The sequence below is a fragment of the Brevibacillus reuszeri genome (genome assembly GCF_001187725.1).
GTDB classification, from domain to species: Bacteria; Bacillota; Bacilli; order Brevibacillales; family Brevibacillaceae; genus Brevibacillus; species Brevibacillus reuszeri.
Genome location: NZ_LGIQ01000001.1, coordinates 70,440 through 88,174, shown reverse-complemented (window position 1 = coordinate 88,174; position 17,735 = coordinate 70,440). Strand labels below are relative to the sequence as shown.

Genomic DNA, 17,735 nt, shown 5'->3' with positions numbered 1-17,735 from the left:
GAAGGGTAAAACCACCATCCCACAAATATGGGATGTTTCGCAGCATGACCGGAATTTTACACATAGGAGATTACCAATGAATCTACATATAGAGACTGCCAAACGAAAAGTAATTGCACTGACAAAGCGTCATTCCTCATCCCAGGAGTTCCGCGTCGCCCTGCTCGACCTGTTGCGCAGCTTTTTCACCATCGATGCGGCCTGTTGCAGCGCCGTAGACCCGCAAACGCTTTTGTCTACGGGAGCAGTTACAGAGGATGGCGTCGAAGCCATACATCATCGCCTGTTTGAAAATGAATACTTGAGCGATGATTTCAATCGCTACACGCAGCTCGCTGCATCATCGGAGCCTGTCGCTGTATTGAGCCAGGCAACTGGCGGAGAGCTTGTGCGAAGTGCTCGCTACCTGGATGTTCTCTATCCTGCCGGCTTTACAGATGAACTGCGTGCAGCCCTCAAGTACGATGGAGCCTGCTGGGGGTATTTAACCTTGTTCCGCAAAGGCGACCAGTCCTTTTTTAACGAGGAAGAACGAGAGCTGATCGCTTCTATCGGACCCTTGATCGCCTATCATTTACGAAAAACCAGCCTGTCCCTGCCCGCCGACGAGCATGAGTGGATAAATGACGGCCCTGGCATCGCCGTTCTTTCTGCTGCGCTCCAGGTCCTATCCGCCAATGCGATCGCCGAGCAATGGCTGATTTTATTGCGCAAATGGGAGTCTATCGATGAACAAACACTCCCCCGACCGATCCGAGCTGTCTGCTCGCGTGCGCTTTCCGAGCATTCATCGCCTTCAGGGCAAACCTCCATGGCCAAAGTATGTATCCGTATGCCTGATGGTCCTTATCTCGCACTCCAAGCCAGCCTGATGCATGGGGAGAGCGACATCATCCATATTGCCGTCTGGTTCGAGCCCGCCAAGCCTGCTGACATGCTCCCCCTCGTTTCCGAAGCGTACGGTTTATCAGAGCGAGAGAAGCAAATATTGGAGGGGCTCGTCAGAGGTTTTTCTACAAAAGAATTGGCTAGCACGTATCACATCTCTGCTTATACCGTGCAGGATCATCTGAAATCGATTTTTGTTAAAACCGGAGTAACCAGTCGTAGGGAATTGATATGGCAGTTGTTTTCCCGCTTTGGCGTGCAGGCGGAAAAGTAATACGATACATCGTTCACCAGATCGTTTCAACCTTTTATGTCACATCCACTCTCTTTCGATATAATTAAATATTGATATACTTATATCCCCACACTACACCTTCAACAGTACACCCTATATCGACAGAGTACGGAGCTGGTTAAATCAAATGAACATCCTCATAACAGGAGCAACGGGTTTTCTCGGAAAAAAGCTATCACAAGATTTAGTAAATGAAGGCCACACCCTTTTCCTGCTTGCACGAAATGAACAGAAAGCGAGTCAATTGCTACAAAGCTTTGCCGATAAGGACAAAACAAACGTACATATTGTGATGGGCGATATCTCGCAAACAGGGCTCGGTTTGGCGAAGCAGGACCTGCAGCACGTCCAGCACAAAATAGATGCTGTATATCATCTGGCTGCCTACCTCTCGTTTGATCCAGCTCATAAATCACAAACGTTTACGGTCAATGTAGACGGAACGAAAAACACACTGCTATTTGCTGAAGCGATCGGGGCAAAACGTTTTATTTATGTAAGTACAGCTTATACGGTCGGGAAAGAAGTGGCGGGAAAGGAAGAGCTGTACAGCCCGGAGCGATCTTTTGTGAATCATTATGAAGAATCCAAATGCCTGGCTGAACATCTCGTTTTCTCCCACAGCGAGAAAATAGAGGTTGTCATCGTCAGGCCGTCCATTATCATCGGTGATTCGCGAACGGGGGAAGCAGATACGAATTTTGGCTTGTATGGACTGCTAAAAGGTTTATGTGTCCTTAAAAGAAGGGCATCTCGAACACCGGGTTGGGAAAAGCAAACCTATCGAATGCGGCTGGATGTGGATGTCCAGACGAATCTCGTTCCCGTTGATTATGTAACCTCTGTGCTGGTAGCAGCACTCACTCATGCCAGGCACAAGGAGATCTATCATGCAACCAATCCTGCTCCGCCCACACAGGAATTGGTCATCGAGTGTATCAAGGAAGTTTTGGATTTCCCTAATTTGCAAACCATCCCCTACGAATCGACCGAGTCATTTTCGGATGAGGAAAGTGTGTTTCAGTCTTCCATGAGCATCTTCAAGGAATATTGTACGCGTACGATCCACTTCCCAAGCGACAACACCAAAGAGCTATTACACAAAGCGAACCGCAGCGAGCTAATCATGAACAAAGCACTGCTCATCTCGATCATTCGGGGTTATCAAAAGCAACCTGTTCTTACTTAGAATCGCGCAATTTGTGTTAGTGTCGGGAATTCATACGCAGAGCAAAATCCAGCTACACAAAAGCCTGATCACACGTAATCACTGTGCGATCAGGCTTCCTTTATTATCTATGTTGTATGAACCTGATAAATTTGGATCAGGTTTCCGCATGTATCATGAAAAATCGCGAGCGTGACCTCTCCTGTTTTGGTTGGCTCCACCTTAAATGCGACACCCAATGTCTTCAATCTCTCATACTCTTTTTGGATGTCATCCACCAGAAAAGCTGTGGCAGGAATTCCCTGGTCAAAAATCGCTTTCTGATAGGCGGTGGCGGTCGGGTTCCCATTTGGCTCCAACAGCAACTCCACTCCATCCGGCTCCTCAGGAGAGACGACCGTAAGCCATTTGTCTGCTCCGACCGGAATGTCTCTTTTGGTGACAAACCCTAAAACCTCGGTATAAAATTTGTGAGCCTGATCCTGATTATCCACAAAAACACTTGTCAGTTTAATCTGCATCTTCTTTTCCCCTTCCTGTACATCGTGTTTATGATAGCGGGATTGACGGCATCAGTACGGTCCACGCCATCCCGTTTCATGCGTAATGACATACATCCTCTTGGTCAAAATACTCCCTTTTATTATAACTAAAGAGGTGCCTTAGCTATCCGCACTTGTTATTCTCCACTTCCTAGTATTCTCTTACAACAATTGACGCAGGACTATTTCTTTTTCAATATGAGTCGCGTACACCCCAAATTTCGGTGCAACTACATCCACTTTACCCACCAGCAAAAGCTTCATGGCAAGATACGGAAAATTCACACCAGAAAGGCAAGATACATGCAAACCACCTGATGCTCGCGGATTGATTTCTAATAATTTTGGGACTCCATTTTTATACTTTACCTGAATGTTGAAAAGGTATGGGAGCTGAAGCTTTTCATGTACTGCTTTTGCAAGATCAATCAACGTTTGATTTTCTTCAAGCAAACGTATACGTCCCTCTACTTTTTTTCGAGGTACAATCGCCAGTAATTTCTCTTTTGTTGCCAAGCAATCAATGCTGTATTCCCACTCATCCAAATACTCCATCACCATGATGTCATCGACTGTTTGATCTGCTAAGATGTTTAGAACTTCATTTATGGTAATCATTTGGTTACTTAATCCCATAAGCTTGTCTAAGGGATCGATAGCTTCCTCGACGATATGGAAACCAGCTCCCCCTTCGCCTCTAGCAGGTTTAAAGCATACCCTATGCCCTTTTTCTCTTAGCTTGTCATACGCACTCTTGAATTGCTCACGCGTGTTGACGATGTAATAATCAGGTATGTGTACGCCTGAGGTATCCTGCAAAGCATGAAACAGCTTGCCCTTGTCTGAAATGGTTTCCAATAAAGCAGCATCTTTGCATACTAAAACAGATGTACCCACCTGTTCAAATCGCTCCAAATGCTTTGCAATTTCAACGAGTCTATAATTCGGGAAGAAAATATCAATCTGATGCTTCTGACAAAACTGTACACAGTATTCGATATACTCTGAAACAGGCAGACTAGGTTCAATCTCTGCAAAATCCGCATTTTGCAACATAACACTATATCTCTTTGGGTGAGTGACATAGCATTCAAATTCGAATTCGTCTGATTGTGAACGAATCATATCAATGAAATGGTAAGCCGTTGAGAATGTACGATTAAACCAAATTCGCTTCTTCATGAGAAGTTCTTCCTTTCAAATCTTCATTTTATAAAGAAGAGCGAAAGTCGTAATGACCTCGCTCTTCTCATGTTTCTTATATGGAGGGCTTGTTCATTTCTAACAGGGTAACTTAAGCAACAGCACTCTCCGATTTTTTTTCCTCTTTGCTTTTTCTGCTTTTCAGCCAACCAGCTAGGAGGACGGCTATTGTTAAAGCGATGGTAATAACCAAACCTACCGTACTAGAAATATAATTTTGAATGATCTTGTCTTTTACAATCATATCTCCAGCTGTCCACGCAAGAATTCCCGATCCAATGTAAGCGATGATTGGGAACCTTTCCAGCGCTTTCAAAATTATTGCCGATCCAATCAAAATAATCGGAATCGAAACAAGTACACCGATTGCAATTAAGGTAAGGTTTCCATGACTTACACCTGCAACTGCGATTACGTTGTCCAGACTCATTAATGCGTCTGCATATATGATCGTACCTACTGCACCTAATAAGGTCGTTCCACTCTTAATGTTGTCTCCGCCTTCCTCTTCCGCTAACAGCTTGTACGCTACTTGGAGAAGAAGTAAGCCACCGATTGCTTTTAGAAGAGGAATTTGAATCAGCCAGACCACAATCGCAGCAAAGACAATACGTAGCCCAATCGCACCAAATGTACCAATGAAAATGGCCTTTTTCTGTTGATGCTTCGGCAGATTTCGAGCTGCCATGGCGATAACAACAGCATTGTCTCCACTTAATACGATGTCAATCAGAATGATCGCAAGCAACGCGCTCCACGATTGAACTAAAAAATCAGCTATCATGTCCATAAATACAGTTCACTCCATTTCCAATGATGTCTACAATTACCGACTGTATCGTTTGTTATTTCGAAGCGTTTGTCCAACGCATATTCCAACCGAAGTGACGGTCCATCTCACTATGACCGGAGAAGTAATCAACCAATCTTCTGATATTGAACGTATCACCTTGTCTCTCAATCATCGCTACGGCACACATCACTTTATTACGGTCATGTACATCCATTCTCACTTCGATGGCTGGATTGTCAGCTTGCTTAATGGTCACCACTCCATCGGTTTCCGCCCATTTTGCAACACCCTCGTAAATATAAGCGTAGATCAAGATTCGTTCAAAGTCCTTGACGTTATTTCCGTTGATACGCAGATTTTCACCTTCTGAACGAGTACCCGTGCGATCATCCCCATCCAATGAAATATAGGGAAAACCGCTGTAGCTACCAAATCTTCTGCCCAACGCTTGTATACATCCTTTTTCTCCATCCGACATTTCATAAAGGCAGCCGAGATCAAGGTCAATTCCTTTACTTCGACCCAAAAAGCCCATGCTCTGTTTTGTGCCTTTATTCCAATTGAGGTTAACCAAAATCTCCCCAAGATTTGTTGAAGTTTTCTTTAAGCTAATGGCCTCTCCCTTTTTCTTTAACTCTACTTTTGTAATCGAAATGGGGGGAGAAGTGGACACGACAGGTTCGGGTTTGGGTGCAGGTTTTGGCTTTGTCTCGGATGCTCCCAGCTCTTGTGTTTTCTCTTGGGTTACCTCGATTCCAAAATTGCCACACAAAGCAGCCAGACCACCATGGAAGCCACTGCCGATCGCATTGAATTTCCATTGTCCTTGATGTCTGTATAGCTCTCCTGCCACAATTGCATTTTCAATCGTAAAATTATCGAGCGGAAACTGAATAATTTCAGCCTTAGTAGAACCATGTAAAACACGAAGACAAAGATTTGAAACACGATTAAATGAATGATTACGTGCAATTGCATCATATATGGTAAGTGTAAAGGCTATTTTTTCTACGTTAGTTGGGACCTTCGCCAAATCAATATCAAACAGCTGTCTTTCCGTTGATCCTGTTTGAAGTGACACAGAGCCATTCATTGATCGGGGATTGCCATAAAAAATAAAATCTTCATCTCGGTCAACTTTCCCACTGGCTCCAACTAAAAAAGCGGATGCATCCAAATCATGCCCGTTATTGGAAGCCCAACTCAATTCAATGGTAGTTTTGGATAGTCCGGGATTTGTCTTTGTTACATCTATTTTTTGTCCCTTAATCGTCGTGATTCCCATTTCGATCACCCTTTATTCCAAAGGTCAGAAAACAGGTGCTAGCGCAATTACTAGCACCCTTCTATGAATTATGAAACTTGCAAACCAAAGTTATTCGCTAGTGCTCTTAAACCACCAGAGAAACCACTTCCTACAGCGGCAAATTTCCACTCACCTTGATGACGGTACAATTCGCATACAACGATCGCCGTTTCTACAGAGAAATCTTCTCCTAAGTCGTAGCGCAGAACTTCACTGCCGGTTGTTTCGTCTACAATACGTACAAAGGCATTTGATACTTGTCCAAAATTTTGGTTTCGAACATCAGCCTCATGAATGGTAATCGTAACAGCTACTTTTTCAATATCTGCTGGGATGGCTTTCAAATCTACTTTGATTTGCTCATCGTCTCCATCACCTTCACCAGTCAGATTGTCGCCAGTGTGGACAACGGATCCATTTCCACCTTGAAGGTTGTTGTAAAAGATAAAATCTTGAATGCCACTAGCCTTGCCACCTGCACGCAGCAAGAATGCTGCAGCGTCTAGGTCAAAATCATGCCCGCCGCTATATTTATTTGTATCCCAACCTAAACCAACAACGATTTTTGTCAAATTCGGGTTGCCTTTAGTGAGATCAATTTTTTGACCTTTGGTTAAACTAATAACTGACATAGAAATTCAATCCTTTCATTTGTCATATTGAAGGTTTTAACCGATGTTTACTCCGAAATCGCGAGCCAATCCTGCTAATCCATCTTTGTAGCCAGATCCGATCGCACTGAACTTCCATTCGCCACCATTACGATACAATTCGCCGACTACGATAGCAGTTTCGATTGAAAAGTCTTCACCCAAGTCATAACGAAGCAGTTCCTCATTATTAGCAGGGTTCACAACGCGGGCATATGCATTGGAAACTTGACCAAAGTTTTGATTGCGAGCTTGTGCATCGTAAATCGTGATGGCGAAAGAAATTTTTTGAACACCAGCAGCTACTTTGGACAAATCAATATTAATTACTTCATCATCGCCTTCACCTTCTCCAGTACGGTTGTCACCAGAGTGCACAACTGAACCGTCAGGGCTAGTTGCGTTGTTGAAGAAGATAAAATGCTGGTCATCTAGCACTTTACCTGCATCGTTCAAAAGAAATACAGACGCGTCGAGGTCAAAACCTTGTCCACCATCGTATTTATTCGTATCCCAACCTAAACCAACATGAATTTGAACCAGACCAGGATTTGTTTTCGTGAGATCTACCTTCTGTCCTTTTTGCAAAGATACTGCCATGTTAAAAACCTCCTTATTTTTTCATAGATGTGATAAGCTTCAAAATTAGCTATATCTTCTTACAAGTTGGGAGATAGCTGTGTCTGTCGTTCCTTCGCCAATCGCCGAAAATTTCCATTCATCATTGTAACGGTACAGTTCTCCTACAATTAATGACGTCTTTCCGGAATAATTTTCGGTTAGATTAAACTTACACAGCTCTTGATTGTTCGAAGCATTAACTACGCGAATATACGCATTGCCAATCATCCCGAAATCTTGTCGACGGCTTACACAATCGTAAATATTCACAACAAACACCAATTTATGTACATCATTGGGTACCCGGCTCAAGTCTACATTCAGTTGTTCATCGTCACCTTCACCATCTCCGGTGAGATTGTCTCCAGAATGTACTACGCTGCCGCATTGACTTTTTTTGTTGCCGAAGTAAACAAGGTTTTTTTCTTTAGTTATTTTTCCATTCTGATCAAGCATAATTACAGAAGCATCGCAATCTATATTTGCGTTGCCGCCACCACCAAAAATTCCTCCGAGAAAACCGCCGCTTTTCTTGACTGGGTCCCAGCCCAGACCAACCAGCAATTTCGTTAATCCTGCATTTCCCTTTGTCAGATCGATTTTCTGTCCTTTTTGCAAACTAACTACTGACATGCTCTACCTCCCCACTCTATTGAAAATTTACAAATCAGTGCAATGGAGTAAAACGATTCATGCTATACCATTATTTCATAAATATACCAAAACTTCTACACGAATCCTGTAAAATCGACGTTTTATGACTATGTTTTGACAGAAAGCATCGATGGAATTTTTCATTTTGCAATTTTCATCTGTTGGATAACCCATTCAAGAATTTCCTCAGATGCGAGAATTCCGGTCTGCGCAGTAAACGGAAAAGACATACCTTCCTCTGAACGTTTCGCTAGATGATAAATTTCACCATGAGAAGGGATCAAACAATTACTCGTGCATGACACCAATGGCAAATCGAGCAAAGAATCACCTGCTACGAACAGCTCACTGCGTTCCTCGACACTTTTTACATAAAGAACAGCATCGCGTTTATTCACAGCTCTTGGCACAAAATAAAGCTTTCGTCCCTGGATAGATACTGTCCAGTTTCCTTGCTCCATCCATTGTACAAATCCATCCCACTCGTCCGTGGGCATTTTCTGACGATCAATGATGAAATAATAAAACAAATCCTCTGCCGATTTTTCATTTAGAATCCAGTCTGATCCTTTTATATCTTCAAACTGCTTCAAAATATCCGTAATAGAGATGCATTCATCCTCTATGCGCATACGAATCTTCTTGTTCCAGAATTCATCCACTGCCCCATTGCAGATGATATTGCCACCATTACTAGTGATTGCATACTTCGGCTTCAGCTCATTTTGAAAGATCGTAATTCTGTTGTATTGCTCGATTGTTCGTGTGGTTACCGGTATAAACAACATGTGCTTGTTGATTTCCTCCAGCAAGCATAGCGCCCGTTCAGTCATATACGAAATCGGTTTTTCATCCAGCTTCTCGATTAAGCGTACCTTCAGTGACGGGTCCGTTAAGAAGCGCTCCGAGTAAATTAACGTCTGGTCCAGATCACTGGCGAAGATCATTCTTTTTCCTCCCTCTGTGGACGAATAATTCCACAGCAAGAGTAAGAAAGGTCTGTACGCTCCTCAACTGGCACTCCACGGTCATTGGCCAGTAAAAGAATATGGGCTAAGTTAGGATTATCCATTCGATTCACAAGGATTTTCCAAGGTACTCTTCGCAAAAGTACACGAGTGGTTTCCCCAACACCAGGCTTGATTAAATTGATATCATCGATCTTATAGTCCTGTTGAATTCGCTGCACATCACGTTCACCGCTCCAAGTAATCCATTGCTCCTCATCTTGAATCAAATGCATGCTGCACTGCTGTTTTGCCGTATCTGCCAACTCGTGAAAATAACTAGAGATCGAATCAACAAAGAGATTGGATACGTCTTCTGACAGCCATTCACGGTAATATTTGGCCCCGTGAAAGTCCATTGGTCCAATTAAATCCTGGCGATGAACAGTTCGGCTGACTAAACCTGAGACGGTAGAATTCAGACATGCGCTCGGGATCAAAAAATCCTCACGCGTTCCAAATTTGCTCACGCAATGACCAGGGTCAGCCAATACTGCCAAATCGTCTTCGAGCTGGGTTCCTCTTTTTTCATTGAACTCTGTAATCGCCTTTCGCAGCACCCTCGTAATCGCACCTTTTCCAGTCCAGCCATCCACAAACTGAATTTTGGCCTCGGGATGCCTTTCTAACATATACAAAAGGGCATTCTCATCGATACCTTTTCCACGGATGATAGAGATGCTGTAGTGGGGAACGTGAAGCTGATGAATCGATTCCAGGTATCTTTTGATTAAAATACCGATTGGCGTTCCTGCTCTGGCGAGTGAGGCAATCACCACATTGTTCCCTTTGGTTGCCTTAATTAGCTCAGCTACGATTGCAACAGCCAATGCGACTTTTTTGGCAGAGCTTTGCAAGGTTTGATGAAACAATTCGATATATTCTTTAGTAGGGCGATACTCGATAGGTAACATTTCAGAATAGTGATGTCCCGTTTGTATTAATTCCTCTCGATCCTCTGTCCCTGTCTCTGTTATCAATCCGCTTATCTCTTTGAGCAGAAACGTCACATCATCTGAAGGGTAGCTGCCCATTGGTGAAGGCTCCTGGATACTTCGCTTCTCTACCCCTTTTTGTAATGAATGTAATTTCAAGAGTTTACGCCACCTTTATCCGAAGAATACGGCATATTTATTGGGAATGGAAAGATTATTCAGTACGGTATAAAAGGAGAGCAGTCGCTCTTCTGTCGTCCCTCGCTCAAAAAATACAAACACGTCTGAATAACAATCATCAGGGATGTTGTAACAAAAATTCAATACAAGTGGATCTTCCGGAGACTGGAAGGAGAATGCATTTTTCACAGCATACTTATCCATTTTAGAAGGATAAATCGGGCTCCTTGTCGTCGACTGGTACCAAACATCATCACCCATGTGCGCTGCGATCAGCATCGGAATATACATAAACTCGCCTGTCCCCATGCACAGTGCTTTCCCGGTTCGACGTGCCCTAAGTTCTATTCCCATTTGTCGGCAATATGTATTGAGTTCGTATTGATCCGAGCTCTGTATGCCAAAACGCCCGGTTTGCATCAAATACGGTCGATTGTTAGAGCAGCCCCTTGAATCTATCGAGCTATAGTTCATTTGTGGCCACTTTGCAGCTTCAATTTTTATGATGGAAGAAGTACCCCTACTTTGCTCAGCGCAACTATTTTTCTCGATTTCAGCTTTTTCAACAGGGGCTCCCTCTACTTTGATTTGTCCTTTTACAAAGGAAACATTCGTAATCGTAATGTCTAACTCGCTTTGTAACTCTTCGAACCGTTTGCAATCCTCATCAGATCGCCAGTCTAACAATGATGCTACTATGTAATGACTGCGAGGATATTTCATTTGAATTTCGCGAATGATATTGAGCGCTGTTTTCCCTGTTGTGATTTCATCATCTACTAAAACAATGGGAGCATCCGTAGCTAACCAGCTATCATCGCTTAGGTACATCCGTTGTGCCACCGCGTGAGAATGCTCCTCTTCAAAGGTAATACTGGGCTGGAAATCCTGTATTACCTCTCTTGTTGTATGGATATAGTGCGCATTGTTCTGAAAACAACTGAACATGGAATGACCAAGTGCTGTTGCAGTTTCTGCAAAGCCAATGAAAAGTACATGCTCAGGTAGTTCAAATGGTTTTTGTATCAGTTGCTGGTGGACCACTTGACTCATCTCTTGATTCATCAAGCCCTCAACGAGTGTCGTAGTATCTACCTGTTGGCCGTAGTAGTTCTCTAATAATCGTGCGCCCAGTAAAGCACCACTCACTAATGACACCGCAGGAATGACTGGAATATGCTTGCCCAGCACCTTACTTACAAATAAAAAACCTCTCTTCTTGTTAATTCTTCCTGCCATTCCAAAAAGCAGCTCTAGTGGAAGCTCAAATGGATTCTTCTCCACGACCACTTCCACTTTCAAACTATCGAGAATATTGAAGCTGTATCTTGGAGGATTTGGCCAAGAGGTTGATAAAGTTGATGTGCCCATGATACACCCCGTAAATTTTTGACTTCACCAATACTCTTTTCGCCCAATTGGTATGAGGCTTAACTTCATTCATTTTGTTGGAAAAATGACTTCTCAGTACGCCATTGGAATTACTCTGTAGAATGCTCATGGCATCCTCATATTCTTCATGGCTAACAACAGAAAGAGAATGAATGATCTTAATATGACTTGGATGAATAATAGTCTTACCTGTCAATCCATTCTCTTTATCCAGGAGCACTTCTTTTATTAGTCCATCTTCAAATTTATTTAAAAGCTTTAATCTCAGTTTTCTTCCTTGTACGCCGCCAAGCTGCTTTTCAAAGGGGGACTGTCTTAACTGCGGCTTTAGAAGTCGATCACCATTTGTGAAGTACTCCCAAACTGGACCTGAGAGAACATACCCTTTTTCGGTTCGGGTAAAAATATTGACCATGTCACTAATACAATCCCGAATCGTTGAAATATCGTATATAGTGACATCTGGTCCCCTTCTCAACCCAAATAGGCTTGAAAAGTCAGTAGCACCCATTCGGACATTCAAAACGAGATTTTCATATTTATCTAAAATTTGGCGTATCGAAACAAGCTCGTCCAACCGCGTTTCTTTATAAATAACCTCAGCCGATTCCAGAATAGGCATACCATATACTGTAAAGGAAAGAGGAGCGTTGATAGATTGGAGGGCAGAGAAGTATTCTTCGCCATTTTTGCTTGTGAATTTTGGAAAAACAAAACCGGTCAGCACATACAGGTCGTCACCTAGCGCATCTGCCATCCGTATCATTTGGGCAACATCCCGAACCCGAATGAAGATCAGAGGAACGTCGTTGATATCGATTGCACCGAGTTGTAGCGAATATGCCAGGGTAGCAATTTGTTTCAGTATGCTTTGCTCCGCATCCATGACTTCATGATCACCAATTGCATCTTCCAAACAAGCCACCATTGAAACAAGGCCTTCATGCTTCTTTTGTACAATATCTTGAGAGATCGTTGCCTTCGTTGCTGGCGTATACAAAGTGGCCCCTAAACTATAGGAGAGGATATCCTTTTCCGTGTTTCTATTGAACGAGATCGGTTTGCCATAAAATAATTCGTCGCGTTCTTCTATACTCAAATAATCGAAATGTCTCATACATCAACGTTTTTACTGCAGTAGTAAAAACTCTCCCCCCTTTCCTCATTTATCCACATCATTATTATCTGGAATCTATAAACATTTAGATAACATTGCATCCAATAGAGAAAACAACTGTAAATATCCCTTACTATTTCCAGTATAATAAAAATGTCGATATGAAACGAATTAAATTTTGACAAAAATTGCGAAAACAATGTCATTTTTTCTCTCTCAATTTCTAATCTATTTGGAGCCTAATAGTAAAATAAAAGAAGGGCTACCGATCAGGCGCCCTTCTTTTTTATAACTGAAACTCTGCTGGATTGAGATTAACAACTGCACAAATCTCTCGAACAACGGATTTTTCCTGTTCATCGAAATGACCATCTGCTGCTCCAATTGCGCAGCAAACACTGACAACAATTCGCGCAGCGTCCGAGTTATTTTTATACTTTCCGATCACTTTCAGAGCTTCCATCTTGCCTACGCCGTGATCGAATTCGAATCCAGAAACAAAGTGATTAAATCTCGCAATGACATCATTCATGTTAAAAACTTTCAACTCTTCGCTTCTTCCGATGTAAGCAGCCATTTTTTGTTTTTCCGAAGAATCAATACTTCCATCGGCGGCTGCTACCAATGCGCAGCCCGCTACTACTGCATCCAGAAAATCTCTGTTCTGAAACTTTTTCACTTGATCCTGCAACCCAACTTTTGTTGATTTCAACCAGTTGGTAAACGTACCTGCTATTGACATGCCGCATTACCTCCATGTAAATTTTAACATTTTTTACTTTCTGCATTATCATACCTCATTCGACAGCAGTTAACAAAAAATTTGATATTTTTCCATATAACATGTTCATTTCTATATATAGGATTGAGTCTGTATTCTATCTGCTTACACTTCGGTATGGTTTGATCTAGTGGGTAAGCTTTGCAGTTACAGGGCAGATTACTGGTGACAATCATTGACTGGCAATGAAATTCGTTCATCGAGTAAATGACGGCTTTACACTCACTAGCTTGCCGATCATGATTGAGCAGACCTGAACACAAAAAAGGGAGGCAAAAACCCAAGTGGTTTCGCCTCCTCTTCTACTATCTATTTTTTACTGTCTTATAGCGCACCCGACACGACATTTCCACGGAACATGACTGCCTGGCGTTTCGCTCTGCGTGCCACTGCCTCTGCGGACGATGCAGCATGGACGAATACAATATCCGCTTCATCCCCTACGTTTGGCCACATGCGGTTCCCTTCTTTATCAAGCGGTGTTTTGCCGCCTGTAATAAATCCAAGTGCCTGCGACAAGGAACCCTCATCCTGCATACGGAAGCGCTCCGCCAGAACTCCCACTTTTTCTAGGCTGTCACCGCGACCAAACGGGGACCAGTGATCGGTGATACTGTCATCACCAAGCGATACGGATACGCCCTTGTCACGCAAAAGCGGAATCGGGATTGTCGCACGGTTCACCGGCACGGTCGAGGTAATGGAAATACCGAGTCCGGCCAGCATTTCAGCTACTTCTCCCGCTTCTGCCAAGCTGATGTCGGCCAAAGCGAGCGCATGGCTGATTGTTACGCGACCTTGCCAGCCTGCTTCCTCTGTCATTTTGGCGAGGCGCTTGAAGGTGAAAATCCCTAGATGATCCGGGTCATGCAAATGAACGTCGATCGGTGCGTCAGCTTCTACAGCCAGCTCAAAAATCGTCGCCAGCGACTTTTCGATGTTTTGATCTACAGTTGCTGGGTCCACCCCACCTACGAAAGTAGCCCCCATTTTCAAAGCTTGGCGAATGTTTTCCACTTGATTGCTACGCAGAAGTCCTTGCTGCGGGAAAGCAACTACCTCACACTGGAGCTTGCCGCTAAACGTTTCCATGGCTGCCAGCGTCGCCTCCAGGTTTTTCAAACCGATATAAGGATCGATATTGCAATGGGTGCGAATCTGCGTGGAGCCTGCAGATAACAGCAAATCCAGCATTTTTTCCGCACGTTCTTGCGCTGTTGGCAACAGCTTTGGCATCAGCTTGCTTTCTTCCTCCAGGCGTCCCAGCAAATTTTTAACCGGAGTGACCGCCTTCCATGGACCGCCATAATACGTTTTGTCGATGTGAATATGCATATCGCGAAAAGACGGCAGAGCCAATAGTCCGCCAGCATTCTGTGTAGGAAGCTCGTTCTGTGGCATGTCTCCATAAACGATTTGGGCGATACGACCATCCTCGATCAACAAATGGGCGGTTTCGGTATTTGTCGCCACCACTTTTTCATTTTCCACACGATAGCCGCTCTCCAAGCGGACGTTTGTCATCCAATATGCTGTAGACATCTATTTCGTACACCCTTTCTCTATGAAAATAACTGGTGCCGTTCTCTTACATTCCAAATGTTTTCGAAGACTACACCTGTCCAGACACCAGACTACCTTTGAAAAATACTGCGCTCCGCTTTGCTCGGCGGGCGATTGCTTCGGCAGTGCAGGTTGCTTCTACGAGCAGCAGGCTCGCTTCATCCTCAGGCGCAGGCCACAGCTGCTTGCCTTCCACATCCAATGTGGTTTTGCCACCTGTAATAAATTGCAGAGATTGCGAGAGTGACAGCTCATCCAGCCAGCGAGAACGCTCCGCCAGACGCCATAGACGTTCCAGCACGTCCCCGTTCCCGTACGGCTGCCAGGAATCAAACACACAGTCACATCCGACCGCTACCTCTACGCCATTTTTGTGCAGCACCGGAACCGGCGGAATCACTCTAAAGTAGGGTACGCTCGTGATAATACTAATGCCCGCTTCGCGCAAAATCGCTGCCATTTCTTCTGCTTCACTCACGGGAATATCGCCTAAGGCAAACGCGTGACTAATCGCGACCTTGCCCTGCAACCCAGCATCGACTATCATGGCAGCCAAACGCTTCATCGTAAATGTACCCAAGTGCCCCATATCGTGCAGGTGAAGATCGATGCCCGCTTTGGCTTCTACTGCCATGTCGACCATCTGAAACAGCGATTCCTCGATATCCTCGTCCACAGTTGCAGGGTCTACGCCGCCTACGTGTGTAGCACCGTGGCGCAGAGCTTCCCGTACCAGCTCCTTTGCTTTGGTACGTAGCAGCCCGTGCTGTGGAAACGCAACCATCTCATGGGTCAAGCGGCCTTCAAACGTAGCGAGCGCCTCTTTGACTCCATGCAGATTGGAGATACCAACTTCAGGATAAATATCTACATGCGTCCGAACATGTGTGGAGCCATAGGAGAGCAAGAGGGCGAGGAAATTTTCGGCGCGCTCCTTTGTTGAAGTAGCCAGTCCTGGCAGGATGCGCTTTTCAATTTCACACCGCTCAATTACATTCGCTGCCGGAATAACCGCTCGCCATTTTTCCCCCAGCAGCGTCTTGTCCAGATGGACATGCTTTTCGATCAGGGAAGGGATCGCCAATTTTCCTTTCGCGTCCTTTTGCTCTAATCCATCTGTCAATGTTTCACTGGCCGGAACAATGGATGCGAACCTTCCGTCTCTGATCAAAAGGTGAAATAAAGCTGTTTCTGTCCCGGTAACAACGCCGTCTTCGCGATGATAGCCCGTCTCCAAGCGAACATTGGTTAGCCAATAGTTAGCGCTCATCCTTCATTCATCCTCTCTTTTTCAATCTTCCGACTCTATCCTATTTATTATCAAGGATATCACCTTGATTGGTTTGCATAATCTTTACGTCTATTTTCAGCATCTTTACAATTTGTCCAAATTGATTTTATTTATTATATTTTTCTGATAATTATTGATGAAAGAAGTGATTGAAAAAAGAAAAGGAATAGATCCCTCCCTTGCACCGGACGGTCTATTCCACGTTTCTCAAGGAGATACGGGGACAGCTCCTCTCCTGCTTATATTGGATACAGCCGTCTAATCTATCCCGTCACTTTCCTCATCACCCACTCAATCGGCCCCCGTGAAAATTTCTTACGCCACAAAATACTGACCATAATGCTAAAAGCAAAGAAACAAACCGAATAGGTCAAGGCAAAAGCCAGTGGCTGATTCGTAAAACGGCCGATTAGTATCAAAAACCCAATCCCTATGACCACATGACTAACATAGTGAGTCAGCGTTAATTGCCCTGTATGCACAATCGCCGTAACCACCCGACTGCCCGCCCATCTTTCGGTGACGTACAAGCACAGAATCAAGCCTGCAATAGCCGTTCCTGTCGCTGACAAAATATATAGCACGTTTGGCAAAATAGGGCCTGTGTTGAACAAAAAGGTCGATGCTTCTGGACCGATCCAAGGTGTCGAGATGTGAATCAAGACTCGTGAGAGCACCTCTACCACCGCCGTAATCACTACGCTAACCAGCAGCAGCCTTTTTCTTGTCCTCCCCTCTTTCAGATTCATCCTTCCCAGCCACATCCCGATCAAAAAGAACGAGAACCAGGGAAACAGTGGATGATAGCCGTTAAAGAACAAGTTTCGTGCAAAGCCCTCTACCGACCAAAAGTCCGCATAATTCATAAAGGGAACAGGCCCTGCCCAGCCTTCAAACGGGTTGTATCTCAGCTGCAGAAACTGGGCTACTACTAAAAAACCAAGGGCGAGTCCCACTAGCCATCTTGGATTCACCACTATGAGAAAGGCAGCTAAAAAGAGGTACACGCCATAGTAATGCAGGATATCTCCGGTCCACTCCAGCGTATACAGCAGAAGACCGAGCACAAACAGAAACACAGATCGCTTCCATATATTTTTGCGGCTTTCCATTACGAGATGTTGATCACTGCTGGCAACAGCCCTTTTCGTCATCATCGTGATTCCGATACCCGCCAGGATGACAAATAATGCGGAGGCACGCCCTTCAAACAGAGAAGTAAATGCGCGTAGCCACGCAGGACCGTTGTTTCCAGCACCCATAATCACGTTAAAATTAACGATTAACATCCCGAACATTGCCCAGGCTCTGGCGAAATCATATCCGATAATTCGTTGTTTCGTTCCCAT

At 44.2% G+C, this 17,735-nt stretch carries 17 protein-coding genes; 2 read left to right on the top strand and 15 right to left on the bottom strand.

Translation table 11 applies throughout. The annotated features are described in order from the left end of the window. The first annotated feature begins 76 nt into the window (after window positions 1-76). Window positions 77-1,162, top strand: a complete 1,086-nt coding sequence (locus ADS79_RS00420) for a LuxR C-terminal-related transcriptional regulator (protein ID WP_049736448.1) — start codon at window positions 77-79, stop codon at window positions 1,160-1,162. Between the two features lie 148 nt (window positions 1,163-1,310). Beyond that, the gene (locus ADS79_RS00415; RefSeq protein WP_049736447.1) at window positions 1,311-2,372 is read left to right on the top strand and encodes an SDR family oxidoreductase; all 1,062 of its coding nucleotides are present in this window, start codon (window positions 1,311-1,313) and stop codon (window positions 2,370-2,372) included. A 107-nt stretch (window positions 2,373-2,479) separates the two neighbouring features. On the opposite strand, the gene ADS79_RS00410 is transcribed toward ADS79_RS00415, so the two are convergent. The 15 genes from ADS79_RS00410 to ADS79_RS00335 all read right to left on the bottom strand — a co-directional run bounded on the left by ADS79_RS00410 (window position 2,480) and on the right by ADS79_RS00335 (window position 17,735). Then, on the bottom strand, window positions 2,480-2,872 hold the full coding sequence (locus ADS79_RS00410) for a VOC family protein (RefSeq protein ID WP_049736446.1): 393 nt from the start codon (window positions 2,870-2,872) through the stop codon (window positions 2,480-2,482). 183 nt (window positions 2,873-3,055) lie between these two features. Continuing rightward, complete coding sequence (locus tag ADS79_RS00405) at window positions 3,056-4,075, bottom strand: ATP-grasp domain-containing protein (protein ID WP_049736445.1); 1,020 nt, start codon at window positions 4,073-4,075, stop codon at window positions 3,056-3,058. A gap of 112 nt (window positions 4,076-4,187) precedes the next feature. Beyond that, window positions 4,188-4,886, bottom strand: coding sequence for a TerC family protein (locus ADS79_RS00400; protein ID WP_049736444.1), 699 nt, complete (start codon window positions 4,884-4,886; stop codon window positions 4,188-4,190). Window positions 4,887-4,941: 55 nt separating this feature from the next. Further along, window positions 4,942-6,174 carry a TerD family protein gene (locus tag ADS79_RS00395; RefSeq protein WP_049736443.1) on the bottom strand — a complete coding sequence of 411 codons (1,233 nt, stop codon included), beginning with the start codon at window positions 6,172-6,174 and terminating at the stop codon, window positions 4,942-4,944. A gap of 68 nt (window positions 6,175-6,242) precedes the next feature. Then, window positions 6,243-6,827: a TerD family protein gene (locus tag ADS79_RS00390; RefSeq protein WP_049736442.1), complete on the bottom strand. Its 585-nt coding sequence runs from the start codon at window positions 6,825-6,827 to the stop codon at window positions 6,243-6,245. Window positions 6,828-6,863: 36 nt separating this feature from the next. Next, window positions 6,864-7,445, bottom strand: a complete 582-nt coding sequence (locus ADS79_RS00385; RefSeq protein WP_049736441.1) for a TerD family protein — start codon at window positions 7,443-7,445, stop codon at window positions 6,864-6,866. Window positions 7,446-7,490: 45 nt separating this feature from the next. Beyond that, window positions 7,491-8,099, bottom strand: coding sequence for a TerD family protein (locus tag ADS79_RS00380; protein WP_049736440.1), 609 nt, complete (start codon window positions 8,097-8,099; stop codon window positions 7,491-7,493). Window positions 8,100-8,260: 161 nt separating this feature from the next. Next, the gene (locus ADS79_RS00375; RefSeq protein ID WP_049736439.1) at window positions 8,261-9,067 is read right to left on the bottom strand and encodes an HAD family hydrolase; all 807 of its coding nucleotides are present in this window, start codon (window positions 9,065-9,067) and stop codon (window positions 8,261-8,263) included. Continuing rightward, window positions 9,064-10,161 (bottom strand): cysteine protease StiP family protein, encoded by a 1,098-nt coding sequence (locus tag ADS79_RS00370; RefSeq protein WP_049736438.1) that lies wholly within the window; start codon window positions 10,159-10,161, stop codon window positions 9,064-9,066. Before ADS79_RS00370 ends, ADS79_RS00375 begins: the two co-directional genes overlap by 4 nt. A 75-nt stretch (window positions 10,162-10,236) precedes the next feature. Beyond that, window positions 10,237-11,613, bottom strand: coding sequence for a phosphoribosyltransferase family protein (locus tag ADS79_RS00365; protein WP_049736437.1), 1,377 nt, complete (start codon window positions 11,611-11,613; stop codon window positions 10,237-10,239). Next, window positions 11,546-12,751: an HpcH/HpaI aldolase/citrate lyase family protein gene (locus ADS79_RS00360; RefSeq protein ID WP_049736436.1), complete on the bottom strand. Its 1,206-nt coding sequence runs from the start codon at window positions 12,749-12,751 to the stop codon at window positions 11,546-11,548. The genes ADS79_RS00365 and ADS79_RS00360 overlap by 68 nt, the downstream gene beginning before the upstream one ends. Before the next feature lie 286 nt (window positions 12,752-13,037). After that, window positions 13,038-13,493, bottom strand: coding sequence for a tellurite resistance TerB family protein (locus tag ADS79_RS00350; RefSeq protein WP_049736434.1), 456 nt, complete (start codon window positions 13,491-13,493; stop codon window positions 13,038-13,040). A gap of 363 nt (window positions 13,494-13,856) precedes the next feature. Beyond that, entirely contained in the window at window positions 13,857-15,074 is a 1,218-nt protein-coding gene (locus ADS79_RS00345) for an amidohydrolase family protein (protein ID WP_049736433.1), read from the bottom strand. A gap of 70 nt (window positions 15,075-15,144) precedes the next feature. Further along, window positions 15,145-16,365: an amidohydrolase gene (locus ADS79_RS00340; protein ID WP_049736432.1), complete on the bottom strand. Its 1,221-nt coding sequence runs from the start codon at window positions 16,363-16,365 to the stop codon at window positions 15,145-15,147. 284 nt (window positions 16,366-16,649) lie between these two features. Further along, window positions 16,650-17,735 carry a DUF418 domain-containing protein gene (locus ADS79_RS00335; RefSeq protein WP_049736431.1) on the bottom strand — a complete coding sequence of 362 codons (1,086 nt, stop codon included), beginning with the start codon at window positions 17,733-17,735 and terminating at the stop codon, window positions 16,650-16,652.